The following is a 23,607-nucleotide window of genomic DNA, read 5'->3' on the forward strand; positions in this document are numbered from 1 at the left end:
GATGCTTCCTGGATGGGTTCCGCGGGACGTGGTGCTGGCGGCGTTGGCGGCGCCGGCGGTGGACGTGGTGCATTCGGAGCTGCTGCGGCAGTGGGGATCGTCGGAAGTCCGGCGGCTGTCGTACGGGTTGCGCAGCGTGATCGTGAAGCACGGCACGGACACGCAGGCGGGCGAGGAAGCGGCCTACGAGCGGTACGTCGTCCCGCTCGGGCTGCCGGCGCCGGAGCTGCTGTACGGCGCGGACGGCGTGATCGTGCTGGCCGACGTCGGCCGGGTGACGCTGGAGCAGGAGCCGACCGCGGACGGGTTCGTCGCGGCGGCCGAGCTGGCGGCGCGGATCCACGGCGCGGCGGTGGACGGGACGAGCGCGTTCCCGGCGGTCCGGGTGAAGGAGCTGGCGGAGCGGATCGGGCGGATCGACTTCGACCTGGATCCGGTCGTCGAGGCGCTCGACCGGCTGCACCGGGAGGCGCCGCTGGGCGTGGTGCACGGCGACTTCGTCCCGAAGAACCTGGTCACCGACGGCACCGGCTGGACCGCGGTCGACTGGCCGTTGACGCACCTTGCCCCGCACCTGTCCGACCTGTACACGCTGATCCGGGACGCCGTTGCCCTCGGCTACGACCGCGGCCCGATCGTGGCCCGGTACGTCGAGGTCGCGGGCGCCGATCCGTTCCTGGTGGACCGGCAGCTGCTGGTCGGCGGCGCCTGTTTCTGCCTGCAGGCATTGACGTTCGTGATCGAGGAGGGCCTTCGAACGATCCCCGGCTCGGGGGATTGGATCGACCCGCTGCTCGCGGAGCTCGCCGACCTCGCCGGGCAGCTCTCGTGAGGCTGCTGGTCCTCGGTGGCACGAAGAACCTCGGCCGGCACGTCGTCGAGGCGGCGCTGCGGGACGACCACGAGGTGACGCTGTTCAACCGCGGCGTGACGAACCCGGAGCTGTTCCCGGAGGTACGCCGGATCACCGGCGATCGTGCCGCTCCGGACGCGCTGGCCGCGGGGGAGTGGGACGGCGTGATCGACATGTCCGGCTTCCTGGTCCGCGACGTGTCGCTGAGCGCCGCCGTACTGCGGGACCGCTGCGGGCACTATACGTACATGTCGTCGATCGCGGTGTACGCGAGCAAGACCGACGCCGGGATGACCGAATCCGCCCGCCTCCTCGACTGGCCGACCGGCGCGCCCGAGGACCACTTCACGATGGACCTCTACGGCCCGTCGAAGGTCCGCAACGAGTCGTTGCTCAGCGCCACCTTCGGCGACCGGACCGCGTCCGTCCGCTCGGGCTTCGTGACCGGCCCGTACAACCCGGACTTCGGCAACTGGGGCTGGGCCCTCGCCCACGGCGAACCGCTGGAATGCGCGGCCCGCCCCGACCAGCCGATCCAGTACCTCGACGCCCGCGACCTCGCCGCGTTCCTGCTGCACCTCACGGTGGACGGGCTGTCCGGCCCGTTCAACGCGGTCGGCCCCACGCAGACCCTGGCCGGCCTCGCGGAGACCTGGCGTTCCGTCGTACCGGACGCCGCACCCGTCGACTGGTCGCCGGCCGTCGACCGCTTCCACCTCCCACACGACGGCTCCAACGACGGCACCTTCCAGCTCTCGAACACCCGCGCACTGGAGCACGGCCTACGGCTCCGCCCCGACGCCGACGTCGCCCGCGACTACGTCGCCTGGGTAGGGAGCGGGAACATCCCGCCGGAACCGCCGCACTGACGGGGCAACCCGGGGCATCGTGGGGCAGATATCCACAGGCCCGCTCCGCGGCCGCCGTCCCACGAATTGGCACCTAGGGTGTCACCCCATGTACTTCGAACGACCACTCGTACGTGCGTACGTGGACGAGACCGGCGATCGCGGCTTGCCGGCGCGCGCGTCGCGGTACTTCGGCATGGTCGCGGTGGTCGTCGCGGACGAAGACGATCCGCTGCTCCGTCGTGTGATCGCCGACTGCCGCCGACGGCTGTCGGTTCCACCCAGCAAGCCGCTGCACTGGACTGCCGAACATCGTGCTGGTCGAGAAGGCGGCCGTTGTTCAGAGCTTCTCCGATCAGGTTGCTTTCTACAACTTCGTGGCGGGCATCCTGCTGCAGCAGGTCCTGGAGACGGCCGACGAATGGCCGGGCGGCCGGCGAGATCTCGTGATCAGCTTCGGACATGTTCGCGGCTTCGACCACGCCGAGACTTTGGCCTGGTTCGAGAAACTGCAGGCGCAGGACACGAGTGAGGTGTCCTGGGAGCTGCTGCGAGGCAAGCCCTCCTTCGTCGGCGCCGGGCAGCTCGACGGGTTGCAAGCGGCAGATCAGTACTGCGGCATGCTGCGGGCGGCTCTCGAGGCGGATGAGTACGGGGGTTTCGAGGCGTTTGTGCTGCCCGAAACGCCTGCGGCCTACAAGTGGTGGCCGCCAGATGGATCCTGAAACGACGAGGCCTTCGATGGACCGGAGCGCCGCACTTGATCAGGCGGGTCTGGCAGCAGACCTGGCGTTCTCTCCGCGGCCATCGAAGGCCTCGTAGCGACAACGATAGCAGCAGTCGCCTGGGTCCACGATGGAAACGTTCCGCCCGCGCCGCCGCATTGATTCGTAGGATTGCGGGCGTGGATATCGAGACTGGTGGTGGGCCGGGTGGGCCTACGAGTTCGCAGGGCGGGTTCAGCAGCGTCGATGGGACGCGGTACTCCGGTGTCGCCGGTGGCCGGCAGGAGGTGCAGCTGCCGTTCGACGGGCATACCGTCGCGGCCGGGGACCGGCTGCGGTACAAGGTGTATCCGGAGCTGGACGCGGCCCTGACCTACGCGGCGACGTACGTGGCGGTCGAGGTGGTGTTCGCGGACGGGACGCGGTACGCCGGGACCGACCAGTACGGGCAGCCCGCCGACGCCGCCGGGCAGGGCGCCGCGAAGATCCTGTATGCCGACCAGTGGAACGACGTCCAGGTTGATCTGACCGCCGCCGCCGGGCAGACGATCGCCCAACTGGTGCTGGTGGTCGACGCGCCGGGCGCGGGCGACTTCGCCGGCTGGATCGACGACGTCGAGGTCGGACCGGCCCCGGCCGAGCCGGACGGGTCGGACCTGGCGGCGTACGTCGACACCCGGCGCGGGACCAACGCCAGCCACGCCTTCTCGCGCGGCAACACGCTCCCGATCACCGCCTGGCCGAACGGGTTCAACTTCGTCACCCCGGTCACCGACGCGTCGACGTACCGCTGGCCGTACGAGTACCACCGCGCGAACAACGCCGACAACCGGCCGGAGCTGCAGGGCCTCACGTTCTCGCACCAGCCGAGCCCGTGGATGGGGGACCGCGACCAGCTGACGGTCATGCCGGTCGCGGCCGCCGAACCGCTCGGCGACCCGGCCGAGCGGGCCGTCGCGTTCAGCCACGACGACGAGCTCGCCCGGCCCGACCTGTACGCCGTCACGCTCGCGAACGGGCTCCGCGCTGAGCTCGCCCCGACCGACCACGGCGCGATCTTCCGGTTCACGTTCCCCGCGGACGCGGCCGGGCGGCACCTGGTGTTCGACACGATCGACGAGAACGGCGGTTTCGCGTTCGACGGGACCGCGGTCACCGGGTGGGTCGAGAACGGGTCGCAGCGGTCCGAGTCCGGAGTCACCCGGATGTTCTGCTACGGCGAGTTCTCCAGCGCGCCGATCGGGTCCGGCCCGGCGTCCGGCGGGCGGGACAACGCGCGCGCGGCGAGCTTCGACGTACCTGAGGTGACGCTGCGGATCGCGACCTCGTTCATCGGCGTGGACCAGGCGCGGCACAACCTGGAGCTCGAGCTCGCCGGGCGGTCGTTCGAGGAAATCCAGGGCGCCGCGAACGCGATCTGGAACGAGCGGCTGCAGGTCATCCGGCCCGAGGGCGCGACGCCGCCGCAGCTGCGGACCGTGTACGGGAACCTGTACCGGTTGAACCTCTACCCGAACTCGCAGTTCGAGAACGTCGCGACCGCGGAGAGCCCGGAGTACCGCTACGCCAGCCCCGTCCTGCCGGTCGAGGGCGAGGCGACGGAGCGCGAGACCAACGCGGCCGTGCGGTCCGGGAAGATGTATGTGAACAACGGCTTCTGGGACACGTACCGGACCGCGTGGCCCGCGTACGTGCTGTTCTACCCTGAGCTCGCCGCCGAGCTGGTGGACGGCTTCGTGCAGCAGTACCGCGACGGCGGGTGGATCGCTCGCTGGTCGTCGCCGGGGTACGCCGACTGCATGACCGGGACCAGCTCCGACGTGTCGTTCGCGGACGCGTACCTCAAGGGCGTCGCGTTGCCGGACCCGCTGGCGACGTACGACGCCGGGCTCCGGAACGCGACCGTCGCGCCGGAGGCGACCGAGGTCGGGCGGAAGGGCGTCGAGACCGGGTTCTTCGCCGGCTACGTGAGCACGGACACCGAGGAGAGCGTGTCGTGGTCGCTCGAGGCGTACCTGAACGACTTCGGGCTCGCGCAGATGGCGCTGCAGCTGGCGGACCAGTACCCCGAGCGGCGTGAGCAGCTGCTCGAAGAGGCGGAGTACCTGCGACGGCGGTCGCTGAACTACGTGCTGCTGTTCGACGACGCGGTGAACTTCTTCCAGGGGCGGCGCCCGGACGGGACGTTCGCGAAGACGCCGGCCGAGTTCGACCCCGAGGAGTGGGGCGGCGACTTCACCGAGACCGACGGCTGGAACTTCGCGTTCCACGTCGCGCACGACCCGCGCGGGCTGGCGAACCTGTACGGCGGTCCGCGCGGGCTGGAGGAGAAGCTCGACGCCTTCTTCGCGACGCCGGAGCTCGCCGTCAAGAAGGGCACGTACTCGATCGTCATCCACGAGATGGTCGAGGCGCAGGCCGTCCGGATGGGCCAGTTCGGCTTCTCGAACCAGCCGGCGCACCACATCGCGTGGATGTACAACTACGCCGGTACGCCGCACAAGACCCAGGCGATCGCCCGCGAGGTGCTCGACCGGCTGTACGTCGGCGAGCAGATCGGCCAGGGCTACCCGGGCGACGAGGACAACGGCGAGATGTCCGCGTGGTACCTGTTCGCGGCGCTCGGGCTGTATCCGCTGCGCGTCGGTGCCCCGGAGTACGCGATCGGGTCACCGCTGTTCCCGCGCGTCGTACTGTCGCCGCTGGGCGGTCGTCCGCTGACGATCACGGCGTCCGGGGTCGAAAGCCCTTATGTGCAAGACGTCCGGGTCGACGGAAAGCAGTTGCCCGTGGCATCCATCACCCACGCGGCGCTGACCTCGGCCGCGCAGCTCGACTTCACCCTGGGTGCCGAGCCGTCCGACTGGGCCACCCTCGACCTGCCGCCGGGCCTGACCACCGACGACCAGGTCGCCACCCCGCTGGTCGACCTGATCCCGGTGGACCCGGTCAGTCCGTTGTTCGACGACACGTCAGCCACCGAGTCCACCTTCGAGTCCGTCACCTGGTCACTGCCCGCTCCGGCGACCCCGACCCTCTACACGCTCACCTCCGGCGCCGGCGAGCCCCCCACCGACTGGCAACTCGAAGCCTCGACCGACGGCACCACGTGGACCGTCCTCGACACCCGCACCGATCAGTCCTTCCCCTGGCCCCGCCAGACCCGCCCGTTCACGATCCCGGCACCCACCGAATCCCAGCACTACCGCCTGACCTTCCCGACCCCCACAACCCTCGCCCAACTCGAGCTCCTCGCCTGACCCAGCGCTCGCCGAGTCGTGGGTTTCGGTCGTAAATCGGAGCCGGTACTCACGACTCGGCGGACGGGGCGCGAGCCTTTTGCCACGACTCGGTGGGTCAGGCCGGTGGGTGGAGGGTGAGAGATTTGAGGCGCGTGGTCTTGTCGGGGGTGGAGTCAGCTACGGGCTTGGTGATGAGCAGGCGGACGTAGCGCGCGGTGAACGTCGGCACCTCGCGGTCGGTGGTCGCGGTCGTGTTGGCGGTGACGGTGTCGCGGGTGGTCCACTGCTTGTTGTTGTCGCTGGACTGGAGCTGGAAGTCGCGCGTGTTCAGCTCCGCCTCGCCTGCGTGGGTGAGGGTGTAACGGCCGATCGTCCGGTCGGCGCCGAGATCCACGGACAGCCAGGCGTTGGGAGAGGGGTCGACCCACACGCCGGCCGTGGGGTCGGTGACGTAGTGGGCGGTGCTGTTCTCGGCGTTCGCCAGGACCGGGCAGTAGCGGGCCAGGTCCGGTACGCCGGTGGTGTCGGTGACCGCGGCGAACTCCAGCACCCGCACGGTGGTGTCGTCGGACTGCGTCGGGCGCTGGATCGTCAGCCGGAGGTAGCGCGCTGGGACAGGATGCGGGAAACGGCGGTCGGTCAGGTTGTGGATGTTGCCCGTGACAACGTCGACCGGGCGCCACGGCCCGGTCGCTCGCTGGGCGGCCTCGACAGTGAAATCCCTGGTGTTGAAGGCGGTCTGGCCAGTTTCGTATCCGTCATGCTTGACGCGATACCCCGAGACCGTTCGGAGCCCGCCCAGATCGAGCAGCTGATTGCCGGACGCCAGATCGGTGGTTGCTGTCGGCACCGACGGTTCGTCGGCGACGCGGTGCAGGTCCAGCCAGACGAAGCGTGGCCGGTAGATCTCGGTCGTCAGCGGATCGGCACCCAGCCGGTTCACGTTGTAGCTGATCAGCAACCGCCCCTGCTCCGACAGGCTCGGATGCGCCTTCGCGTTGTAGCAGTACGTCCCGCCCGCCGTCTGCGCCTCGTACACATAGGGCTCCGGGCAGTTGTAGAACCGCACACCCGGACCGAACGGCCCGATCGGCGACGACCCGATCGCGTACTCCAGCCCGGTCGAGTTCACGTTCCGCAGATACACGAGCAGGTACCGCCCGCCCGGGATCGGCGTCACGCTCAGCTCGGTCGACACGTCGGAATGCAGTACGGCGGCGTCCTGGACGCTGACCGTGATGTCCGGGCTCCACGACGTACCGCTCCAGAACCGCCAGGACGCGATGTCGGCGAACTGGTCACGGCGCACCCGCGCGCAGACCAGGTCCTTCTGCCCGCCGGCCAACGTGTTCCGGTACCCGTAGACGTACACGAATCCGTCCGGACCCGGCATGATCCCGACGCCGAACATCACGATGTACGTGCTGTCGCGGACCAGCAGCCCGACGTCCTCGGTACGCCGTACCGCTGTGTAGTCGGGAGTTCCGTCGACCAGCGGTACGGCGATCAGGTCGACGCGCGCCGCGTTCCAGTCGGCGTCCGGCGCGAACCCGGTGGCGTACAGCGTGTCGCCGATCGCGATCCCGTCGTTCATCCAGAACCCGTTGCCGAAGGCACCGTTGCCCGGGGCCACGAACGTCGTCCGCGCCGGGTCGGGCCGGTTGCCGTCGAGGACGGCCGAGGAGTTGTTGACGAAGCCGGTCTGCCGGTACGTCAGGGTGTCCGGGTCGACGGTCCCGATCCGGGTGTCGCTGAAGATGAACGCCGTCCGCGAGCCGGGCGTCGCGGAGCCGATGCCGTCGCGGCCGTCGAGCGGGACCGAGTAGATCCCGTCGGCGCCGATCCAGCCGGAGCGGCGGTCGAACAACTGGGTCCACTCGTCGGCGCGGGTGGCCCGGAGTGGTCGGTCGGTGGGGGAGGACCAGGAGGGCGCCGGCAGCGCGGCGGAGACGCCCAGGCCGGCGGCCAGAGCGGCATTGGTGCGCAGGAAGGTACGGCGGGAAACGGTGGTCACCGCACGCACCTTAGGAAGAAATGTCAACGTTGACAAGGCTATGTCAACGTTGACATCATCAAATCGCTTCGCACTTGTTGCTGTCACTCAGTGAGGGAGTACCAACCGTGCGTCAATCCCGCCTCCCCTTCGTCCTCGCGGCGCTGCTCGCCGCGACCGCCCTCTCCTCCCCGGCCGCAGCGTCCACCGCCTCGGCCGCCCCCGCCGCCCGGCACCGGGCCTCGAACCTGGTGGTCGAGAGCGCGACCGAGCTCGGCCCGATCATCCAGAACCCGCACAATGCCGCCCGCGACAACGGTCAGAGCGTCCGGTACGGCAACCAGTCGGTGTGGTTCTTCGACGACACGATGCTGAAGAACCCCGACGGCTTCCTGACCAGCACCGCCGCGACCACCAGCGACCTGGACGCGAGCGACAACATCACGCTGACTTCGGCGAACCCGCTCGACGAGCACTCGACCGGCGTACCGCCGGAGTTCGTCCCGTTCTCCGCCGCCGAGACCGCGTTCCAGCAGCAGCACGCGTCCGCGGACTGCACGAACTCCACCGACGAGTACTGTGGCACCGTCTTCGCGCACTGGCCCGGCCCGGCCGTGGTCGACCAGGCGCGGCACCGGATCCTGGTCTCGTACGGCAAGCTCTGCCGCGGCGGTCGGGTCGGCACCCCGTGCGAGTCCGGCTTCGTCGGTCAGGCGCAAGGCACCGGCCTCGTCTCGGTCGACATGAACACCAAGACGATCACCCGGCTCGCCGCGACCAACCGCCCCGCGGACATCCCGAGCCCGGAGGGCACCGACAACACGCTGTTCTTCCCGCCCGGCCAGGACTGGGGCGGTCAGGCGATGGTGCTGGCCGGCAACACGCTCTACGGGTACGGCAAGTGCACGCTGGACGGCTGCGCGGTCGCGAAGGTCCCGGTCGCGCAGGTCACCGACATCTCCCAGTGGCGCTTCTACACAGGGGCCGACGGCAACGGTAATCCGCAGTGGTCGACGGATCCGGGCAAGACCGTGCAGGTGAAGGCGAACGGCGCCGCCGGCTCGACGGTCTACTGGGACAGCGCGTTCGGCGCCTACGTCAACACGTTCATGCAGTTCCAGTCCCAGGACGTCCAGTACCAGACGGCGCCGAACCCGTGGGGCCCGTGGAGTACGCCGGCCAAGCTGTTCACCGCCGCGAAGACCAGCGGCATCGAGTACGCCGCGTTCGCGCACCCGGAGTACACCACCGCCGACGGCCTGACGAAGTACTACACGTACTACACCTCGTCGACCGGCGACCAGATGCTCGTCAAGGTCCGCTTCGCGAAGGGGTCGTGATGCATCAGCATCCACAACGTACGATCGACCGGGCCCGCCGGATGCTCGACGAGCGGGTCCGGCCCGCGGTCGAGCGCCGGACGGCGCCGTTGCAGCTCGCCGTCCGCCGGTTGCCGGGGGAGCCGGAGCCGTTCGAGCAGGCGACGGCCGGAGCGTTCGAGCCGTTCACCGCCGGGTCCACCTGGGGCCCGGCGTGGACGACCGCGTGGTTCCACCTGCGGGGCGACGTACCGTCCGGCTGGGACGCGGCGGTCGTCGTCGACCTCGGCTTCGACGGCGGCCCGGGCTTCCAGTCCGAAGGGCTCGTGTACCGCGCGGACGGCAGCATCATCAAGGGCGTCCATCCCCGCAGCCAGTATGTCCGGCTCGACCCGGGCGCGACGACGGTCGACCTGTACGTCGAGGCCGCCGCGAACCCGGATGTCGCCGCGAAAGCGTTCCGACCGACCGAGCTCGGCGACGGGCTCGACGTGGACGGCGAACCGCAGTACCGCTTCCGCCGGGCCGAGCTGGTCGCACTGGACGACGCCGTCGACGCGCTCGCGGTCGACCTCGACGTCCTGATCGGCTGGGCCGTCGAGTTGGCCGCGGACAACCCGCGGCGGTCGAAGATCCTGCGGGCGCTGGACCGCGCCTGCGACGTGATCGACCCGGAGCGGATCGACGAATGCGTCGAGGCCGCGCGGGCCGAGCTTGCGACGGTGCTCGCGCAGCCGGCGGCCGCGAGTACGCATCGGGTCGCCGCGGTCGGGCACGCGCACATCGACTCGGCCTGGTTGTGGCCGATGCGGGAGACCGTGCGCAAGTGCACGCGGACGTTCTCGAACGTGCTGGCGCTGATCGACGACTACCCGGAGCTGCGGTTCGCCTGTTCGCAGGCGCAGCAGTACGCGTGGATCGAGGAGCACCAGCCGAAGCTGTTCGCGCGGATCGCCGACGCTGTCGCGGCCGGGCAGTTCGTACCGGCCGGCGGGATGTGGGTCGAGTCCGACACGAACATGCCCGGCGGCGAGGCGCTCGTCCGGCAGTTCGTGCACGGCAAGCGGTACTTCGCGGACCGGTTCGGCGTCGAGCCGCGGGAGGTGTGGCTACCGGACTCGTTCGGGTACTCCGCCGCGCTGCCGCAGATCGCCGTACTGGCCGGGTTCCGCTGGTTCCTGACCCAGAAGCTCGCGTGGCATCCGACGAACCCGTTCCCGCATCACACGTTCTGGTGGGAGGGGATCGACGGCAGCCGGCTGTTCGCGCACCTGCCGCCGGTCGACACGTACCTGTCCGAGCTGTCCCCGGCCGAGCTGAACCACGCGACCCAGAACTTCCGCGACCACGCGGGTGCGACCACGTCGCTGGTCCCGTTCGGGCACGGCGACGGCGGCGGCGGGCCGACCGCGCTGATGATGGAGCGCGCCCGCCGGCAGGCCGACCTGGAGGGTGCGCCGCCGATCGAGCACCTGACGCCGACGGCATTCTTCGAGCGCGCCGAGGCGGAGTACCCGGACGCGCCGGTGTGGGTCGGCGAGCTGTACATGGAGGCCCACCGCGGGACGTACACGTCGCAGGCGGCGATGAAGCGCGGCAACCGGCGCAGCGAGCACCTGCTCCGCGAGGCCGAGCTGTGGTGTGCGACGGCAACGATCCGGACCGGGGCGGCGTACCCGTACGAGGCGCTGGACCGGATCTGGAAGACGGTGCTGCTGCACCAGTTCCACGACGTACTGCCCGGGTCGTCGATCGCATGGGTGCATCGGGAAGCGCGCGAGGCATACGAGCGGGTTCGCGTCGAGCTCGAGGAACTGATCGGAGTCGCGCTGATTGCACTGGCCGGTGCAGGCGATACTCCGATCCGGTTCAATGCGGTTCCCCTGGCGGTCGACGGCGTTCCGGCGCTCGGTGCATCCGACGGGCCTCAGCCGATCGGTTCGAGTGTCGCGGCGCGGTTCGACGGTGAGCAGTGGATCGTCGACAACGGCGTACTCACCGTCACCGTCGCCGCCGACGGGACGATCACCTCGCTCGTCGACACCCGGTACGACCGGGAACTCGTGGCCGAAGGCTCCCGGTTGAACGACCTGGTCCTGCACCACGACCTGCCGAACGCGTTCGACGCCTGGGACCTGGACTCGTTCTACAAGACCTCGGCCGCGCCGCTGCGGACCGTCGACTCGCTCCGCGTCACCGAACGCTCCGACGCGGTCGTGATCGAGGTACGGCGGTCGCACGGCGCGTCGACGTACGACCAGACGATCACGGTCCCGGCCGGCGCGGACCGGGTGGAGTTCGCGATCGACGTGGACTGGCACGAGCGCGAGAAGTTGCTGAAGGCAATGTTCGGGATGGACGTCCGGGCCGAGCAGTCGACCGCGGAGATCCAGTTCGGGCACCTGCGGCGGCCGACCCACGACAACACCACCTGGGACGAGGCGAAGTTCGAGGTGTGCGCGCACCGCTGGGTGCACGTCGGCGAGCCCGGCTTCGGCGTCGCGGTCGCCAACGACTCGACGTACGGTCACGACGTCCGTCGGCTGCCCGGGGCTGTCGGTGATCCGCGGGCCGGCCGGGCCGGGACCGGGATCGGATTGTCGTTGCTGCGGGCGCCGCGCTACCCGGACCCGGAGACCGACCAGGGCCGGCACCAGGCGCGGTACACGCTGGTCTCCGGCGCCGGCATCGACGACGCGGTCGAAGCCGGGCTGCGGCTCAACCTCCCGGTCCGCGAAGTCCGCGGTACGTCGGCGCCGGCGCCGCTCGTCGCGGTCGAGGGCGACGGGGTGGTGATCGAGACCGTCAAGCTCGCCGAGGACCGGTCCGGCGACGTGATCGTCCGGCTGTACGAGTCCCTCGGCGCGCGCACGACCGCGCGGCTGAGCTGGGACTTCGTTGCCGGCGGCGCCGAAATCGTCGACCTGCTCGAACGGCCGCTCGAAACCGTCGGCGAGCCGCGGTTCTCATTGCGGCCGTTCCAGATCCTGACCGTGCGCATCCGGGTGGCCGATGATGAGTAGACGACGCCGGGACACGATTCTCGGGTACCTGTTCATCTCGCCGGCGATCATCGGACTGCTGCTGTTCGTGGCGTATCCGATGGTGACGTCGCTGTACCACTCGTTCACCCAGTGGAACGGGCTGACCCCGGCCAAGTGGGTCGGGCAGCAGAACTACAAGTTCCTGTTCACCAGCGACCCGACGTTCTGGCCGTCGCTGAAGGTGACCGTGCTGTGGGTGGTCATCTCGGTGCCGGCCACGCTGATCGCCGGACTGGCGCTCGCGGTCGTGGTGAACCGCACGATCAAGGGCGTCAAGGTGTTCCGGACGATCTTCTACCTGCCGGTCGTCCTGCCCGCCGTCGCGGTGCTGACGTTGTGGAAGTACATCTACGACCCGACGTACGGGCTGGCCAACCAGTTGCTGAAGTTCCTGCACCTGCCGACCAGCCTCTGGCTCGGCGACGCGCACGTCGCGCTGCCGGCCATCCTGATCGTCGGCGTGTGGAGTGTCGGCGGCACGATGATGATCTTCCTGGCCGGCCTGCAGGCGGTCCCGGAGGAGATCCAGGAAGCGGCCAAGGTCGACGGCGCGAACGCGTTCCGGCGGTTCACCCGGATCACGCTGCCGATGATCGGGCCGATCATGATGCTCCAGCTGATGCTGGCGCTGAACGGAGCGTTCCAGACCTTCAACCAGGTCGCGATCCTGACCAAGGGCGGACCCGGGCACTCGACCAACCTGCTGATGTACAAGATCTACAACGACGGGTTCGCCGACTTCATCACCTCGCCGCAGCTCGGGTACGCGACCGCCGAGGTGTGGGTGCTGTTCGTGATCGTGATGCTGGTGACCGTCGTGATGCTGCGCCTCACCCGGAGCCGCGTGTACCAAGGAGAAGGCGCATGACCGCCGAAGCGCTCGTCCTGACCCGCCCGGCGACGCTGACCCAGCGGGTGCCGTTCATGCTCTCGCGGATCGCCTGGTACGCGTTGTGCGGGCTGCTCGCGGTCTCGATGCTGCTGCCGCTGGTGTGGATGATCAGCATCGCGCTGAAGGGCAACGGCGACATCAACCAGCTGCCGCCGGCGTTCCTGCCGCGGGAGTTCCGGGCCGCGAACTTCGTCGACGGTCCGGCCCAGATCGGGTTCTACCGGCTGCTGCTGAACACCGTGATCGTCACCGTGCTGTCCACGATCGGCGCGGTGGTCAGCTCGATGATCGTCGGGTACGGCATCTCCCGGATCGACTTCCCGGGCCGCCGGCTCTGGTTCGCGCTGATCTCCGGCAGCATCTTCGTCCCGGGCATCGTCGGGCTGATCCCGCTGCAGCACCTGTACATCAGCCTCGGCCTGATCGACACCTGGGTACCGCTGATCCTGCCGGCCTTCTTCGGCAGCCCGATCTTCGTGTTCCTGGCGCGGCAGTACTACCAGTCGATCCCGAAGTACCTGGACGAGTCGGCCACCATCGACGGCGCCGGGCACTGGATGATCTTCACCCGGATCATGATCCCGCTCACCAAACCGGTCTGGATCACGGTCGCGATCATGTCCTTCCAGCTCGCCTGGAACGACTACCTGAGCCCGTTGGTGTACCTGCAGGACGCGAAGAAGTTCACGCTGCCGCTCGGGATGGCCGCGTTCCTCTCCGACCAGGCGGGCTCGCAGTACAACTACTACATGGCGACGAACCTGCTGTTCGTCGTACCGCCGCTGGTGCTGTTCTTCCTCGCCCAGCGCTACTTCATGGAGGGCCTCGGCGCCCTCGGAACCATCGCGAAATGAGGAGATCGATCATGCCCACAGTCAGGGCGACAGCAGTACTGGTCGTCGCCGGGCTCGCGCTCGCCGGGTGCGGCGGCGGCTCCGGCGCCGGCTCCGGGAAGGACGGCGGGACCGTCAGCTACATGACCTGGGAATCCGTCCCCACCAACCAGGCGCTCGACAAGAGCATGGCCAAGCTGCAGGGCGTCACGGTCAAGCGCGAGGAGTCGCCGAACGCCGACTACGCGCAGAAGCTCGCCTCGCTGATCATGTCCAAGAAGGCGCCGGACTTCTTCTGGTGCTCGAACTCGCAGGAGCAGAACCTCGCGGCGGAGGGCCTGCTCTACGACTGGTCGTCGTACCTGAAGAAGGGCGACGGGCTGCAGGAGGACAAGTTCTCGCCCGGCTCGCTCGACCTGTGGCGCAACCCCGAGGGCAAGCTGTACGGGATCCCGACGCTCGCCAACACGTACGGCTTCTTCTACAACAAGGCCGACTTCGACAAGGCCAAGGTGAAGGTCCCGGCGATCGGCTGGACCTGGGACGAGCTGTACGCCGACATCGCCGCGCTGAAGAAGTCCGACGCCAAGTCCACGCCGCTGGTGACCGCGTGGCCGCTGCTGGAGAGCCCGCAGGGCGTCTCGGCATACTCCGTCGCGAACGGCGGCGCGCCGATCATCGAGAAACCGATCGGGTCCAAGCAGTTGCAGGCCGACGCGACGTTCCGGACCGGGGCCGAGCGGATGGCGAAGGCGATCAAGGCCGGCGAGATGACCGACCCGGACTACGACGGCACGAACGCGGTCGCGAAGTTCGCCAACGGTGGTATCCCGCTGATGTTCGGCGGTCAGTGGCTGCACCAGTCGATCACCCAGAACAAGCCGAAGTTCGAGTGGGGCTACGCGCCCTGGCCGGTCGGCACGGCGAAGTCGGTGCAGCCGATCGAGACCAACGGCGTCTGCTCGCCGGCCACGCTGAAGGACCCGGACACCACCTGGAAGGCGATCAGCTACATGGAGGTGACCGGCTTCAACGAGACCATGAAGGACCAGCCGATCGCGCCGATCGCGTACGAGCCCGGGTCGAAGGGGTACTACGAGTCGCTGCAGGCCGGTGACGCGGCGGCGAAGACGATCGCCGCGACCGCGACGTACGAGCTCGGGGTGAAGGACAAGTTCGTCACCCAGTTCCTCGACCCGTGGTCGACGCCGGCCGGGGACGTCGTCGGCACCACCTGGAACCCGGCGCTGGCCGGGAAGAAGGATGTTGCCGCGGGCATCGACGGAATGGTTGCCGGGATCAACAAGCTGGCGGCCAAGTGAGTACGCCGGCGGTCGACTACCCGTTCGGCCCGTTCGTGCCGCGGCCGGAGAACCCGATCCTGCGGCCGGGGCGGCACGACTGGGAATCGGCGAACGTGTACAACCCGGCGGCTCTCGTCGTGGACGGGCGGGTGGCGCTCGTGTACCGGGCGCACGCCGACGACATCGTGTCGCATCTCGGGCTCGCCTGGTCCGACGACGGGATCAGCTTCGAGACCGAGCCGGATCCGATCATGGTGCCGACCGAGGACTACGAGCGGTACGGGTGCGAGGACCCCCGGGTCGTTCTGGTTGGCGGCACCTACTACCTGACGTACACCGGGTGGGACCGGCACACGGCGCGGCTGTGCCTGGCGACGTCGACCGACCTGCATCAATGGGTGAAGCACGGGCCGATGTTCCCTGGAATCAACACGTTCGCCGGGGTGCGTGAGACGCCGGGGCCCGACTGGAGCAAGGGCGGGGTGATCCTGCCCGAGCCGGTCGACGGGCGGTACCTGATGTGGTTCGGCGAGGGGAACATCCACGTCGCCGAGTCCGACGATCTGCTGCACTGGAAGGCGGATCCGACGCCCGTACTGCGCCCGGAGCCCGGGACGTTCATGGGCGACCTGGTGGAGACCGGGCCGCAGCCGATCCTGACCCGGACCGGGCACGTGCTGCTGATGCACAACAGCGCGGTCGTCGAGCCGGGCGGCGGCGTGTACTACGCGTGCGGGCAGGTGCTGATCGATCCGCGGCGGCCCGGGACGGTGGTCGCGAAGCTGACCGAGCCGTGGCTGGAGCCGAGTACGTACGAGGACCAGAACGGGCTGGTGAGCAACGTGACGTTCGTCGAAGGGCTCGTGTTCCACCGCGGGACCTGGTTCGCCTACTACGGGCAGAGCGACACCACGATCGGTGTCGCGACGTACACGCCGTCATGAGCGGGCCACGGGTGATGTTCACCGGCGACTCGATCACCGACTGCCATCGCCGGGAGACCGACAATCCGCTCGGGTACGGGTACCCGCTGCTGGTCGCCGGCCAGTGGGGGCTGCGGCGGCGCGACGAGTCGCCGGAGTGGATGAACACCGGGATCTCTGGCGACACGCTCGCCGGGCTGGGCAGCCGCTGGCAGGCGGACGTGCTGGAGGCGCGGCCGGACGTGGTGTCGATCCTGATCGGGATCAACGACTGCGGGTACCGGTTCTCGTTCGGGCACGACGAGGTGCCGGCGGAGACGTTCCGTGCCGGGTACCGGCGGTTGCTGGAGCCGTTGGCCGACGTACAACTGGTGCTGCTCGAGCCCTTCCTGCTGCCGGTGAAGGAAGAGCAGTGGGCGTGGCGGCCTGACCTGGACGCGAAGATCCAGGTGGTGCGGGAGCTGGCCCGCGAGTTCGGAGCGCGGCTGGTGGCGGCGGACGGGCTCTTCGCGGAGCTTGCCGCGGGAAACAAGAACCCGGAGCACTGGCTGTTCGACGGCGTACACCCGACGCCGGCCGGCCACGCAGCCCTGGCAGACGCCTGGCTCCGCCAGCTCACCTGAGGCCGGACACTCGATGGGGTCGGACGACAAGCAATAGCCTGTCGTCCGACTCCGTCGGGTGTCTTCTAGTACGTCGGGTCGGCGTTGACGACCAGGCGGGCCGGGACCTCGAGGCGCTGAGGTGCGCGGGTCGGGTCGGCGAGGCGGTCGAAGAGGAGTTGCGCGCCGGCGCGGCCGACGTCGTACGGGTCGCTGTCGATGACGGCGACGCCGAACGCGGCGGCCAGCTCGAAGCGGTCGAAGCAGACCGTGTCGATCCGGCGGTGCGCGTACGCCTGCGATTGCAGCAGCCCCGTGCAGAGCCGGTTGTTGTCGACGAAGACGGCGTCCGGGGCGGCCTCCGGGAGCAGCTCGTCGGCGGCGCGGCGGGCGTCCTCCTCGCTCACCAGGTTGTCCCGGACCAGCGCCGGGTCCACGGCGATCCCGGCGGCGCCGAGCGCGGCGACGTACCCGGCCCAGCGTTCCTCGGCGCCACTGCCACTGCGCGGATGCCCGAGGTACGCGATCCGCCGCCGGCCCTTCGCGAGCAGGTGCTCGATGCCCGCGCGGGTGCTCGCCGCGTTCGTGGTGGTGACCGAGTCCATCGACTCACCGAGCCCCGGGGGAGGGGAGTCCACGAACACGATCGCCGACCCGAAGCGCGCCTCGTTCGCCAGGTACCCGAGGTCGTTGCCGACCGGCGCGATGATCAGCCCCGCGACCCGATGCGCGAAGAACGACCGGATCGCCCGGTGCTCCAGCTCCGGGTCGTTCTGCGCGTCCGCCGTCAGCACCAGGTAGCCGCGCTCCGACGCGACCGAATGGATCCCCCGCAACATCGGCGCGAAGAACGGGTTCGTACAGTCGCCGAGCGTCACCCCGATCGACGTCATCGCCTGATTCTTCCGCCGCAACCCCGCCGCCACGTCGTTCAGCTGCACCCCCAGCCGATCCGCCTCCGCCACAATCCGCTGCCGCGTCGACTCCCGCACCTTCGGATCCCCCCGCAGGGCCCGCGACACCGTCTTGATACTCACACCAGTAGTAGCCGCCACATCCTCGAGCCGCGGCCGCCGCGGAGTTTCGCTCATACCCGGCATTGTAATGTCAACGTTGACATAGCAGCTCCATCCGACGAACCAGATCCGCTAGCAGCGTACGACGCCGGTTGCCCATGCCCACGTATTTCGCACCGACGGCGACCACCTGCAGGCCCACCCTCCTCGCCTCCACGGCAATCCCATTCACCCCGAACGAACGCCAAACCGCCCGCCCCCCAACACCTCGCGGCCCGGCCGCAGCCGACGCTTCGCGGCCCCAGCCGCCGCCGAGCCTCGTGGCCCCCGCCGGACCCGACACCTTGCGGGCCCCCGCCGCGGACGCCTGGCGCCTCTCGCAGCATGCCCACCTAGCCCGTTCCCCGCCGAGTCGTGGCGATCGGTCCCCGCACTGTTCGTCGAGTCGTGGAACCCGGCTGCAGATCACCACCATCTCCCACGACTCGGCGGACGGTGCCACCTGTCTGTTCTCGTTCGTGTGGGGCGTGTGCTCGGCGCGAGTACCTCGCCGCCGGAGGCGGCTGATGGGTGAGCCGCCGCGGAGCGGTGACCGATGTGCGTGGGCGCGGGGTTTGGCGCGAGTGCCTCGGTCCGGTGGGGGCTTCTGTGCGCCCGCCGGAGGCGGCAACCAATCAGCCGCCGCGGAGCGGTGTCGTTTGCGGGGTGTTCGGGTTACTTCTTTTTGGGGGCTGAGGTGGAGCGGATGTGGAGTTCGGTGCGGAGGGTGACGGTGGAGGGTGGGCGGCCGGGGGCGGTGGTGCGGTCCTTGAGGAGCATGCCGGCGGTGCGGCCGAGTTCGTAGGTGGGCTGGGCGACCGTCGTGAGGCTGGGGATCACCAGGTCCGCCCACGGGATGTCGTCGAAGCCGACCAGGGCGATGTCGTCGGGGGCGCGGAGGCCCTTGCGGGCCAGGCATTCCAGGGCGCCGACGGTCATCAGGTTGTTGGTGGCGAACAGCGCCTCGGGCGGGTCGGACAGCTCCAGCAGGCTTTCCATCGCGGCGTACCCGCCGGCTTCGCGGAAGTCGGCGTGCCGGACCAGATCCTTGTCGTACCGGATCCCGCCCGCGCGCAGCGCCGACCGGTACCCGGCGAGGCGGTCCATCGCGGTGGACACCTTCCGCGGGCCGGTGATGCAGGCGATCCGTTTGTACCCGCCGTCGATCAGGTGCTTCACGCCCTCGAACGCCCCGTGCTCGTTGTCCACCAGCACGGTGTCCGCCTCGACGCCTTCGACCCGGCGGTCGATCATCACCATCGGGATCTTCGCGTCGGCGAGCAGCTGGACGCCTTCGGCGGTGGAGGTCGGCGAGATCACCACGCCGGCCATCTGGTCGGTGAGGACGGCGGACGCGTACGCCGCTTCCTTGGCCGGGTCCTCGTCGGAGTTGCACAGGACGACGTGGTACCCCTCGGTCTGGGCGACGTCCTCGAGGCCGCGGACCAGCGAGGTGAAGAACGGGTTCTCGATGTCGGAGATGACGACCGCCCAGAGGTTGGTCGAGGACTTCCGGAGGTTCCGCGCCACGCCGTTCGGGCGGTACCCGAGCTCGGCGACGGCGGCGCGGACCTTCTCGGACAGCTCGGGGTCGACGTTGCGCCGGCCGCTGAGCACCCGCGACACCGTCGCCGGCGACACCCCCGACCTACGCGCGACGTCGTAGATCGTCGTCATACCCGCTCCCCGCTGGAGATCCGATGGTCGTCTGGATCGCACTCTAGCCCCGATCCCGCCAAGAGTGCCCACGGAGCGCTCCAGCACCACTCGAGCTGGAGGGCTTCGTGGGCACCAAGGATCTCATGGCGACGGCGGAACGGAGGGTGTGGTCGTCTGCAGCAGCGTGAGGGCGGCGGCGTGGGTGGGGGCGGAGGCGGCGGCGCCGTTGACGGTGGTGGAGAGGGCGCCGGCGGCGTTGGCGAGGCGGACGGCGTCGACGAGCGGGGCTCCGGCCGCGAGTGAGGCGGCGAGGGAGCCGCAGAAGGCGTCGCCGGCGCCGACGGTGTCGATGGTGTCGACGGTGTACGGCGCGATCCGTTCCTCGAAGCTGCCGGCCCGGTCGAGGACGTACGCGCCGCGCGCCCCGAGCGTGACGACGCAGCCGCGCAGGTCCCAGTCCTCGGCGAGTTTGCGGGCGATCATCGGGACCTGCGACTCGTCGTCGCAGTTCAGCCCGGTGAGCGCCGCGGCCTCCACCTCGTTCGGCACCAGGATGTCGACGTACGCCGCGAGCGCCGGGTCGATCGGGCCGACCGGGGCCGGGGTGAGGATCGTGGTGACGCCCGCGGTCGAGGCGAGCCGGAGGGCGGCGTGGCTCGCCTCGACCGGGAGTTCGAGCTGGACGCTCAGCACCTTGCTCCCGGTGAGGACGTCGCGCGCGGCTTCGACCTCGACGGCGGTGATCGCGGCGTTCGCGCGGGACACGATGATGATCGAGTTCCCGCCGTCGGGCAGGACCAGCGGCAGCCCGACGCCGGTCCCGAGCGACGGGTGCCGGACGACCCAGGACGTGTCGACCCCGTTCGAGCTGAGCAGGTCGAGGAACTCTTCGCCGTACCGGTCCTCGCCGATGGTTCCGACGATCGCCGTACGAGCGCCCATCCGGGCCGCCGCGATCGCCTGGTTCACGCCCTTCCCGCCGAGGAACTCCGCGAACCCGGTCCCGTGCAGCGTCTCGCCCGGCAACGGCCGCCGCTCCGCGGACGCGACCAGGTCCTTCATGAACGACCCGAGCACACAGACGTCGTTCATGAAGACTCCTCGGTCAGACGCTTGCCCAGGGCACCGGAGGGGTGGAACTGGGCGAAGTCCCGGTGGCTGAACTCGCGCAGTACGACGAGCGCGCAGGCGAGCGCGTCGCCCATCGCGAGCGAGGCGGTGGTGGACGCGGTCGGCGCCAGGTTCAGCGGGTCGGCCTCGCGCAGCACCATGGTGTCCAGCGTGTACGTCGCCAGCTGGGCGAGCGTGGACTCCTCGCGCCCGGTCATCGCGATCACCGGGATCTGCCGGTCGCGCAGCATCCGGGCGAACGCGACCACCTCGGCGGTCTCGCCGGACGCGGACAGCGCCAGTACGAGGTCCCGGGACGTGACCGCCCCGGAGTCGCCGTGCAACGCATCGCCGGAGTGGATGAACGTGGCCGGCGTACCGGTGCTGGCCAGCGTGGCGGCGATCTTCCGCCCGACCAGACCCGACTTACCCAGGCCGGTCACCACCAGGTGACCCTCGCACCGGGCGACCGCGGTCAGTACCTCCAGGAACACTCCGTCCAGCCGGTCGGCGAGGGCCGATACGGCTGCTGCTTCGGTCTCGATGGCGTCCCGCGCCGCCTGCAGCCCCCGTGCCACCAGGTCCCTGGACAGCTCGTCGGCCGTGCGGTGGGCGGACGCACGGTTCGGCACAACTGGCATCCCCAGCGCCTCTCATCTCAGAAATCGATTTCCGCAGATTAGGCAGTGGGGTGACGTGGTGTCAACGTCTACGGCCGGCACAAAACCCTGTGTGTACGCGGGAATCGGCAGAGTTGATCACATCGACACCCAATCGACCCTTGACCGGCCCGGACCGGCGCTCGTAGATTGCGAGAAATCGATTGCCCTTCGAGCCGGCCGCCACCGGCCCCGGCTCGATCGTTCCGACCTCGGGAGCACCTGATGGCTGCAACACCCTCCCCTGCCCGGTTCAGCCGCCGGTCCGTCCTGCGCGGCGGGCTCGGTGCCCTCGCCGCGTCCGCCGCCGGCGTACCGCTGCTGTCGGCGTGCGGCGGATCCTCGTCCGGTGGGGACGGCAAGGAGTTGTCGTTCTGGAACTTCTACGGCCCGTCCGACGACCAGGGTCCGCAGAGCAAGTGGTTCGTCGACACGGTCGCTGAGTGGAACAAGAACAACGACGTCAAGGTCAAGCTGCGGTACGTCCCGAACAAGGACTACATGAACGGCTCCACCCTGCAGACCGCGTTCCAGTCCGGCCAGGGCCCCGACATCTTCCTGATCAGCCCGGGCGACTTCCTCCGCTACTACAACGGCGGTGTACTGCAGGACCTCGGGTCCGCGTTGTCCGACGAGTCCAAGAAGGACTACCTGCCCGGGCTGCTGGATGCGCGCAGCGTCGACGGCAAGGTGTACGGCCTGCCGATGGAGATCGAGCCGCTCGCGCTGTACTACAGCGAGGCCGCGTTCGAGAAGGCTGGCCTGTCCGAGGCGGACCTGCCGAAGACCTGGGACCAGACGCTCGCCGTCGCGCAGAAGTTGACCAGCAAGGACCGGTACGGCGTGATGTTCGAGACCGCGCCCGGCTACTACCAGAACTTCACCTGGTACCCGTTCCTCTGGCAGGGCGACGGGAACGCGATCAAGGACGGCAAGTCCGCGTTCGACTCGCCCGCCGCCGTCCAGGCGCTGAAGTTCTGGGGTGACACGATCAAGACCAAGGTCGCCCCGCGCAAGTCGCTCGGCACCGGCGGCGGCGACGTACCGTCGAACCTCGGCACCGGCGCGGCCGCGATGCAGCAGAGCGGGATCTGGGCGGTCTCGGACATGCGCACGAAGGCGAAGAACTTCAAGTACGGGATCATCCCGCTGCCGACCCCGGACGGCGGCAAGGCGGCCACCGATCTCGGCGGATGGGCGTTCGTCGCGAACTCCAAGGGCAAGAACCCGGAGGCCGCCGCGAAGTTCATCGCCTGGGCGCTCGGCTCGACCGACGAGGCCGGCGTCGAACGGCAGCGGCAGTGGAACACCGTGGTGAAGACCAACCTGCCGCCGCGCAAGTCCGTCCAGCAGGCGGCCGACGCCAAGGGCGCGTTCGCGGACGGCGTACTGAAGAAGTTCGTCACCGACATCGCGCCGAGCGGCCAGCCCGAGCCGCGGTTCCCACCGGAGGTGTACCAGCCGATCGCGGACGCGATCCAGGCCTGCCAGCTGAACGGCGCCGACCCGGCCAAGGCGGCGTCCGAAGCCGCGCAGAAGATCGACACGTTCCTGAAGACCTACCAGGGTGCGCCGATCAGCTGATGGTGACGACAACAGCCCCACCGGCCAAGCCCGTGGTGCAGACGCGCCGGACCGGGATGTCGAAGAAGCGGCGCGAGGCGCTGGCGGCCTACGCCTTCCTCGCGCCGGACACGATCGGACTGCTGATCTTCGTCGCGATCCCGATGCTGCTCGCGTTCGGGGTCGCGTTCTTCAAGGTCGACGGGTTCGGCAACTACCAGTTCATCGGCCTCGGCAACTACAAGCTGATGGCCGCCGACGACCAGCTCTGGGCCTCGCTGAAGGTCACCGCGCTGTACGTCGTGTCGTTCGTGCCGATCGCGTTCGTGGTGAGTTTCGCGCTCGCGATGCTGGTCCGCAACCATTTCAAGGGCATCGGCTGGGTCCGGTCGGCGTTCTTCCTGCCGAACGTCGTCAGCCTGGTCGTGGTCGGCCTGATCTGGCAGTTCCTGCTGGTCGACAAGCGTGGCGCCCTGTCCCGGATGCTGGCGCCCTTCGGCCTCGGCGACGTGTCCTTCCTCGGTACCCCGTCGCTTGCCCTCGGCACCTACGTGGTGATCAGCGTGTGGTTCCTGATGGGGTACCAGATGCTGGTCTTCCTGGCCGGCCTGAAGGATGTTCCGAAGGAGCTCGAGGACGCCGCGTCGATCGACGGTGCAGGCCCCTGGCAACGGTTCCGGTACGTGATCTGGCCGCTGCTGCGCCCGACCAGCTTCTTCGTCGTGGTGAACTCGACGATCGGCGCGGTCACCGGCCTGCAGGCGTTCGACCTGGTCTACGTCCTCACCAAGGGCGGCCCGGCCCGCGCGACCAGCACGGTCGTGCTCTACATCTACGAGCAGGCGTTCACGTTCAACAACATGGGGTACGCCGCCGCGCTGACGACCGTGGTGGTGGCCCTGCTGATCATCTGTACCGGCCTGATGTTCGGCTTCACCCGAGGAGGCCGCTTTGACGAGGAATAGGGCGCGGCTGACGACTCC

The 23,607-nt window shown here is 69.3% G+C and carries 19 protein-coding genes; 13 read left to right on the top strand and 6 right to left on the bottom strand.

Going from position 1 to position 23,607, the window contains the following annotated elements:
* Window position 1: 1 nt before the first annotated feature.
* Window positions 2-832 (top strand): phosphotransferase, encoded by an 831-nt coding sequence (locus ACXJJ3_RS31345; RefSeq protein ID WP_458165456.1) that lies wholly within the window; start codon window positions 2-4, stop codon window positions 830-832.
* Window positions 829-1,722, top strand: a complete 894-nt coding sequence (locus ACXJJ3_RS31350; protein ID WP_458165457.1) for an NAD-dependent dehydratase — start codon at window positions 829-831, stop codon at window positions 1,720-1,722. The genes ACXJJ3_RS31345 and ACXJJ3_RS31350 overlap by 4 nt, the downstream gene beginning before the upstream one ends.
* A gap of 73 nt (window positions 1,723-1,795) precedes the next feature.
* On the opposite strand, the gene ACXJJ3_RS31355 is transcribed toward ACXJJ3_RS31350, so the two are convergent.
* Window positions 1,796-2,014: a hypothetical protein gene (locus ACXJJ3_RS31355; protein ID WP_458165458.1), complete on the bottom strand. Its 219-nt coding sequence runs from the start codon at window positions 2,012-2,014 to the stop codon at window positions 1,796-1,798.
* A 1-nt stretch (window position 2,015) separates the two neighbouring features.
* On the opposite strand from ACXJJ3_RS31355, the gene ACXJJ3_RS31360 reads away from it, so the two are divergent.
* Both ACXJJ3_RS31360 and ACXJJ3_RS31365 read left to right on the top strand, forming a co-directional pair.
* Window positions 2,016-2,426 carry a hypothetical protein gene (locus ACXJJ3_RS31360; RefSeq protein WP_458165459.1) on the top strand — a complete coding sequence of 137 codons (411 nt, stop codon included), beginning with the start codon at window positions 2,016-2,018 and terminating at the stop codon, window positions 2,424-2,426.
* A 179-nt stretch (window positions 2,427-2,605) separates the two neighbouring features.
* On the top strand, window positions 2,606-5,686 hold the full coding sequence (locus ACXJJ3_RS31365) for a GH92 family glycosyl hydrolase (protein ID WP_458165460.1): 3,081 nt from the start codon (window positions 2,606-2,608) through the stop codon (window positions 5,684-5,686).
* 97 nt (window positions 5,687-5,783) lie between these two features.
* Here the strand turns inward: ACXJJ3_RS31365 and ACXJJ3_RS31370 are convergent, their stop codons facing one another.
* On the bottom strand, window positions 5,784-7,682 hold the full coding sequence (locus ACXJJ3_RS31370) for a galactose-binding domain-containing protein (protein ID WP_458165461.1): 1,899 nt from the start codon (window positions 7,680-7,682) through the stop codon (window positions 5,784-5,786).
* A 107-nt stretch (window positions 7,683-7,789) separates the two neighbouring features.
* On the opposite strand from ACXJJ3_RS31370, the gene ACXJJ3_RS31375 reads away from it, so the two are divergent.
* The 7 genes from ACXJJ3_RS31375 to ACXJJ3_RS31405 are packed head-to-tail and all read left to right on the top strand — an operon-like array spanning window position 7,790 to window position 16,599.
* Entirely contained in the window at window positions 7,790-9,001 is a 1,212-nt protein-coding gene (locus ACXJJ3_RS31375) for a DUF4185 domain-containing protein (protein WP_458165462.1), read from the top strand.
* Window positions 9,001-12,003, top strand: coding sequence for an alpha-mannosidase (locus tag ACXJJ3_RS31380; protein WP_458165463.1), 3,003 nt, complete (start codon window positions 9,001-9,003; stop codon window positions 12,001-12,003). Before ACXJJ3_RS31375 ends, ACXJJ3_RS31380 begins: the two co-directional genes overlap by 1 nt.
* A complete protein-coding gene (locus ACXJJ3_RS31385) occupies window positions 11,996-12,892 on the top strand; it encodes a carbohydrate ABC transporter permease (protein WP_458165464.1) in 897 nt (298 codons plus the stop codon). Before ACXJJ3_RS31380 ends, ACXJJ3_RS31385 begins: the two co-directional genes overlap by 8 nt.
* On the top strand, window positions 12,889-13,770 hold the full coding sequence (locus tag ACXJJ3_RS31390; protein WP_458165465.1) for a carbohydrate ABC transporter permease: 882 nt from the start codon (window positions 12,889-12,891) through the stop codon (window positions 13,768-13,770). Before ACXJJ3_RS31385 ends, ACXJJ3_RS31390 begins: the two co-directional genes overlap by 4 nt.
* A gap of 11 nt (window positions 13,771-13,781) precedes the next feature.
* Window positions 13,782-15,071 (top strand): ABC transporter substrate-binding protein, encoded by a 1,290-nt coding sequence (locus ACXJJ3_RS31395; protein ID WP_458165466.1) that lies wholly within the window; start codon window positions 13,782-13,784, stop codon window positions 15,069-15,071.
* On the top strand, window positions 15,068-15,997 hold the full coding sequence (locus tag ACXJJ3_RS31400; RefSeq protein WP_458165467.1) for a glycoside hydrolase family 130 protein: 930 nt from the start codon (window positions 15,068-15,070) through the stop codon (window positions 15,995-15,997). The genes ACXJJ3_RS31395 and ACXJJ3_RS31400 overlap by 4 nt, the downstream gene beginning before the upstream one ends.
* Window positions 15,994-16,599 carry an SGNH/GDSL hydrolase family protein gene (locus tag ACXJJ3_RS31405; RefSeq protein WP_458165468.1) on the top strand — a complete coding sequence of 202 codons (606 nt, stop codon included), beginning with the start codon at window positions 15,994-15,996 and terminating at the stop codon, window positions 16,597-16,599. Before ACXJJ3_RS31400 ends, ACXJJ3_RS31405 begins: the two co-directional genes overlap by 4 nt.
* A 65-nt stretch (window positions 16,600-16,664) precedes the next feature.
* Here the strand turns inward: ACXJJ3_RS31405 and ACXJJ3_RS31410 are convergent, their stop codons facing one another.
* From ACXJJ3_RS31410 to ACXJJ3_RS31425, 4 genes are all read right to left on the bottom strand, one after another.
* A complete protein-coding gene (locus ACXJJ3_RS31410) occupies window positions 16,665-17,669 on the bottom strand; it encodes a LacI family DNA-binding transcriptional regulator (protein ID WP_458165469.1) in 1,005 nt (334 codons plus the stop codon).
* Window positions 17,670-18,308: 639 nt separating this feature from the next.
* Window positions 18,309-19,310: a LacI family DNA-binding transcriptional regulator gene (locus tag ACXJJ3_RS31415; protein WP_458165470.1), complete on the bottom strand. Its 1,002-nt coding sequence runs from the start codon at window positions 19,308-19,310 to the stop codon at window positions 18,309-18,311.
* A gap of 123 nt (window positions 19,311-19,433) precedes the next feature.
* Entirely contained in the window at window positions 19,434-20,384 is a 951-nt protein-coding gene (locus tag ACXJJ3_RS31420; RefSeq protein ID WP_458165471.1) for a ribokinase, read from the bottom strand.
* Entirely contained in the window at window positions 20,381-21,043 is a 663-nt protein-coding gene (locus ACXJJ3_RS31425; RefSeq protein WP_458165472.1) for a KpsF/GutQ family sugar-phosphate isomerase, read from the bottom strand. The genes ACXJJ3_RS31420 and ACXJJ3_RS31425 overlap by 4 nt, the downstream gene beginning before the upstream one ends.
* A gap of 243 nt (window positions 21,044-21,286) precedes the next feature.
* Between ACXJJ3_RS31425 and ACXJJ3_RS31430 the strand changes: the two genes are divergently transcribed.
* Window positions 21,287-22,645 carry an ABC transporter substrate-binding protein gene (locus ACXJJ3_RS31430; protein ID WP_458165473.1) on the top strand — a complete coding sequence of 453 codons (1,359 nt, stop codon included), beginning with the start codon at window positions 21,287-21,289 and terminating at the stop codon, window positions 22,643-22,645.
* Window positions 22,645-23,589, top strand: a complete 945-nt coding sequence (locus ACXJJ3_RS31435) for a carbohydrate ABC transporter permease (protein ID WP_458165474.1) — start codon at window positions 22,645-22,647, stop codon at window positions 23,587-23,589. Before ACXJJ3_RS31430 ends, ACXJJ3_RS31435 begins: the two co-directional genes overlap by 1 nt.
* Window positions 23,590-23,607: the final 18 nt, after the last annotated feature.

This window comes from Kribbella sp. WER1, assembly GCF_054189145.1.